Annotated in this window: 6 protein-coding genes; 3 read left to right on the forward strand and 3 right to left on the reverse strand. The window is 39.7% G+C overall.

The genetic code is table 11. The features are described from left to right. The 3 genes from G3T18_RS24285 to G3T18_RS24295 form a co-directional block, all read left to right on the forward strand. Positions 1 to 201: COP23 domain-containing protein (locus G3T18_RS24285; RefSeq protein WP_224413177.1), on the forward strand; the 201-nt coding region annotated here is incomplete at its 5' end. Between the two features lie 243 nt (positions 202 to 444). Further along, positions 445 to 2,202 carry an arginine--tRNA ligase gene (gene argS, locus G3T18_RS24290; RefSeq protein WP_224413178.1) on the forward strand — a complete coding sequence of 586 codons (1,758 nt, stop codon included), beginning with the start codon at positions 445 to 447 and terminating at the stop codon, positions 2,200 to 2,202. 96 nt (positions 2,203 to 2,298) lie between these two features. Next, positions 2,299 to 2,541, forward strand: a complete 243-nt coding sequence (locus G3T18_RS24295) for a hypothetical protein (RefSeq protein WP_224413179.1) — start codon at positions 2,299 to 2,301, stop codon at positions 2,539 to 2,541. 120 nt (positions 2,542 to 2,661) lie between these two features. Here G3T18_RS24295 and G3T18_RS24300 read toward each other — a convergent pair whose 3' ends face one another. From G3T18_RS24300 to G3T18_RS24310, 3 genes are all read right to left on the reverse strand, one after another. Then, entirely contained in the window at positions 2,662 to 3,345 is a 684-nt protein-coding gene (locus tag G3T18_RS24300) for a hypothetical protein (protein ID WP_224413180.1), read from the reverse strand. Between the two features lie 100 nt (positions 3,346 to 3,445). Next, complete coding sequence (locus tag G3T18_RS24305; protein ID WP_224413181.1) at positions 3,446 to 4,291, reverse strand: hypothetical protein; 846 nt, start codon at positions 4,289 to 4,291, stop codon at positions 3,446 to 3,448. 3 nt (positions 4,292 to 4,294) lie between these two features. Continuing rightward, positions 4,295 to 4,997, reverse strand: a 703-nt coding sequence (locus G3T18_RS24310; RefSeq protein ID WP_224413182.1) for a hypothetical protein, incomplete at its 5' end; no start/stop codon positions are given.

A 4,997-nucleotide genomic window follows, 5' to 3' on the forward strand; every position in this document is an offset into this window, starting at 1 on the left:
CGTGAATACGGTGGTGAGTGTGCTGACTTACTTTTTACACTGCGTCCAGAAGACGATACAATAGCGATCGCGGAACAATTGGCAGATACTTTCAAGGGTCGCGCTGTTGGTGGGTTACGACAAAGTAGCTCCGATCGACAATATTATATTGAGGTTAATATAGACCAACTTCTCATTGAAGCACAATTTGCACGAGAGTAAGAAAAAAACTGCTCTAAAACTTAAACTAAACTTCCCTTTTGACAAAAACCAACAAGAGATGTCAAGGAAAGCTTTAGCTAAAAAAATCGTCTAATTATACCATTTCGATCCCAAAACGATCGAATTAATCAAAGCGTAGGGCAAGAGAAAAAATGCCAGAATAAGCTAAGATTTTACCAGCCCGATCGCGTTCGCCAGTTTAACAAATTGGTATCATATACTATGGCTTGAAAATGTTAACTTATGAACTCGATTCTCGAACAACTTAGAAATCGCTTTAGTAAAGCACTTGTCGCCGCTTTTGGCGAAAATTTAGCGACTTATGACCCCCAAGTCGTCCCCGCATCAAACCCAAAGTTTGGTGACTATCAATCTAATGCTGCTTTACCGCTAGCGAAACAGTTGCGTCAAAAACCAAGGGAAATAGCACAGCAAATCGTTGCTAATCTTGATGTTAGCGATTTCTGTCAACCACCGGAAATTGCTGGACCTGGGTTTATTAATCTGACGCTACAACCAGCATATCTAGAAACAAGGTTACAGGAAATTGAAGCTGATGCACGTCTGGGTGTAGAAATAGCGAAACAACCTCAACGAATAGTTATTGATTTTTCTAGTCCAAATATTGCTAAAGAAATGCACGTCGGACATTTACGTTCGACAATTATAGGTGATTGTATTGCCCGAATTTTAGAATTTCGCGGTCACGATGTTTTGCGTCTTAATCATGTGGGTGACTGGGGAACTCAATTTGGAATGTTAATTGCTTATTTACGAGAAGTTTATCCAGAAGCTTTAACGACTGCTGATGCTTTAGAAATTGGCGATTTAGTGAGTTTTTATCGTCAAGCAAAGAAACGTTTTGATGAGGATGAAGAATTTCGGGAAAAGTCTCGTCAAGAAGTGGTTAAATTACAAGCAGGTGCAGCAGATAGTCGTCATGCTTGGGAGTTACTTTGCGACCAATCTCGGCGCGAATTTCAGGTAATTTACAATCTCTTAGATGTAGAATTAACTGAAAGAGGCGAGTCTTTTTACAATCCTTTGTTACCCGCAGTCGCAGAAGATTTAGCCAAACAAGGTTTGTTAGAAGAAAACCAAGGTGCAAAATGTGTTTTCTTAGAAGGTTTCACGAATAAAGAAGGTGAACCTTTACCTTTGATTGTGCAAAAATCTGATGGTGGCTATAACTATGCAACCACAGATTTAGCCGCCTTACGCTATCGTATCCAAAAAGATCGCTGCGATCGCATTATTTATGTCACTGATGCGGGACAAGCAACTCACTTCGCGGCTGTGTTTCAAGTCGCAAAACGCGCAGGATGGATACCCAATAACGTCGAAGTCGTTCACGTTCCCTTTGGTTTAGTTTTAGGCGAAGATGGGAAAAAACTCAAGACTCGTTCGGGGGAAACCATCCGTTTGCGAGATTTGTTAGATGAGGCGATCGCCCGCGCACGCAATGACTTAGAATCAAGATTAGTCAGGGAAGACCGTCACGAAAACCCAGAATTTATCGATAACGTCGCGAAAACCGTGGGAATTGGGGCTGTCAAATACGCTGATTTGAGTCAAAATCGGATCGGTAACTACATCTTTAGTTACGATAAAATGCTTTCACTCCAAGGCAACACTGCACCTTATTTGCTCTATGCTTATGTTAGAGTGCAAGGGATTGCCCGTAAAGGTGAAATCGACTTGGAAAACTTAGGAACTCAAGCCAAGGTTATCTTAGCAGAAGAAAGTGAATTAACCTTAGCCAAACACATTTTACAACTAACTGAAGTTCTCAAAGAAGTCGAACAAGATTTGTTACCAAATCGCCTTTGTCAGTATCTTTTTGAACTCAGTCAAAAGTATAATCAATTTTACGATCGCTGTCCGGTTTTACAAGCAGATGAACCGGAACGCACATCTCGCTTAATCTTGTGCAACCTCACTGCGAAGACGATAAAATTAGGCTTATCTCTCCTAGGTATATCCGTACTCGAAAGAATGTAAGTCTCATCTTCATAATAGGGGCTTCAGCCCCTAATTATTGCAGATGTAAATCATTTTAGTCTCCTCTTAAAACTGTGTCTCACAAATACTTTGAAAATGATGCAAGAACGAACATTTCAACTTGATGACTTGACGATTAAATTTCTCGAACGCTGTCAAGAATATGGCTTTCAAAACCCCAGTGAAGTTGTGAGAACTGCTTTAGCGAAATTACAGTTAACATTGAATACAGATGACTTGCAAGAATCAGCTAATCTTTATGCTGAAATTTATGAACGCGATCGAGAATTACAAGAACTTACCGATGCAGATATAGAAGAATGGTCGAAGGAATATTGATGTTAAAAATTGACGAAGCTCTCCGAATAGTGTTTGCTTTGTAAAGTAACAATTAACTAATCAGTTTCATCTCAATAACGATCGATATCCGCCTTTATCCGCGTTCATCTGTGGTTTACTTCAAATTCCCAACCTTCCCAAAAGTCGCAAAACAAACTTTCTTTTTTGCGGACTTTGAGAAAACATTCCAAACAACAACTGACGCAACAACCAGCGACGGAAATGAGGTAAAATTAACAATAGCAAGCGTTTAATTCCTACTTGTAATAACCAAGCCATTAACAAAGGTGCTAATAGCGTAATCGGATTAATTGGTAACAATTTTTCTAAATTACCTAATACCGTTACTGCGACAATGATTAAAGATAATCCCCAAGAAAACCAATTTAACCAATTTTGTGCTTCTAGTCGCAATTGAGCGAGTAATTGCTCAATCAGCCAGTAATGAGCGGAAGTAATTTTTAAAGCAAAATCTGGTAAACTCAAACAATCGTTAGCGATTTGATGCAGGATATCTCCATCTAAAGATATAACACTCCGCATGAGGGGAATGTTAGAATTACCTTGTTCGTAATAAGTAGAAAATGTTAGTCCCGACTGAAAGCGATTTTGCTCGTCAAACAGTGCATAATAGCGCCAGTCGGTGAGAAAAGGACGAGATAAATTCAGTTTTGCACCTGTTTCTCTCGCTAGTTCAATTTGCTCTAAATATGCTTCGCTTAAATAAAAATTTACACCGTGAAATACTACCCGCTTGCGAGTAATTTTTTCCTTAACAATTTCGATGCAGGATTCGAGAACCATTGTATTTCTAGGCGATTAGGGAGCGAGAATTAATCATTAGTGAATCTTGTTTTTTTTTTTGCTTTCTCGTCCCTCTTTTTTGCTTGTTTCTAGAGTAGATTTATCGAGGAGGAAATAAACCTCCCAGAGCAGCTTTTCCGATCGCTTTTTGCACCAAATCGACAACAAAACCTAGCAAACCTCGCCATTGTTGTTCCCCTCCTAAAACTCCTTCTCGATGAATTTTCAAGATTAAGTCTTTTTGGGGATGTTCCAGAAGTTCTTCGCTAAAGCGGTTGATAATATCGCCGTCGAGTTGAATCACGGTTTGAGCATAAATTATATCAGTTTTCACTGCTTGTGCGGCGATGTCCGGAACATTTTTTTCCGCTAGTTCTAATTCTTTGCGATATAAAGCTTGGTTACGATTATCTAAGGCTGCTTTGAGTTCGCCGATTTTTCGCAAAACACGCAAGAAACGGCTGTTTCCTAACAGTCGTTGTACTTTGAGAATTTCATCAGGACTGGTAGGTTGCAGGGCATCTGGTAAAATTGTCTGGATTTGGTCGATTTCTAGGTTAGGATCGGTTAAAATCGGTAAATTGCCGACTAAATTGGGATTGTAAAAGTCGGAACTGGGATCGGTGACGAGAATCGAGTATTCTAACTCTAGATTACGACGTAAATCTAAGTAGCGATCGCGTAACGATTCATGAATTCCTTGTTCTTGTAAATACTCTCGATTAATCGGATATACATTGCGATAAGTTTCCCAAGGAATAAATTTCTCCCCGGTTATCCTCTCACAAACCATTGTATTTACTTCTAAGGCGGTAATATCCTCTAAAACTTCCCCCAGAGCCTTGACAAAATTACTTAAATGTGATTGTAAATGAGTGCGATCGCCAGACTGATAGCCATTGCTAACAGCAACTTCTGTAGAATGAGAATTTTTTGTCTTGACCAAAGCCTAACCTCCAGGCGTACTATCTTGATTAGTATCATCTTCAGCCTGACTGGTGCGTTTTTGATATTTAGCAGCAGTCAAACCCTTTCTGAGTTCATCATCATCAAAAGAACTAAAATTGCTCTCCTGAGACAATTCAGCTACCTCTTGGGCTTCAATGTCAATAGTAAGTTCATCCCAATCGTCATCGGATGTAGAAATTGAAGCAGGAGGAGGCGAAGTAGTTCCCCCAGCGACTTCTTCAAAATCCTCCCAATCATCATTATCTTCCCAATCTAAAGCATCAAGATTAGGTAGCGATCGCTCCTCAGTTTCTGTTTCTGGTGTCAAAGTAGTAGTAGTTGTTGTTGTTGTTTGCTCTTCTACTATCCAATCTTCCCACTCTTCATCTTCTTCCAAAGTCAAAGATTCTAGCGTATCTACTTCTAATTGTGGTATCTTTGTTTCCGCCGGAGGTTCTTCTTCCACCACCCAATCTTCCCAGTCGTCTTCTTCCACTTCTAAATTCAAAGATTCGATTTCTGCAAAAGCTTCACCAGCAGACAATTCCCCAGAAGTCATTTCTTCCCAATCTTCTAACTCATCTTCTGGGAATAAATCACTTTCAGTCTCATTAGCGGTTAAAGTTGTCTGTGCAAATGGCGAATATGCTTCTTCGTCTGAAGTTAAATCTTCTGCTAAAAAAGGAGTTGCTTGAGTTTCCTCT

The sequence above is a fragment of the Oscillatoria salina IIICB1 genome, from assembly GCF_020144665.1.
In the GTDB taxonomy this organism is placed as follows: domain Bacteria; phylum Cyanobacteriota; class Cyanobacteriia; order Cyanobacteriales; family SIO1D9; genus IIICB1.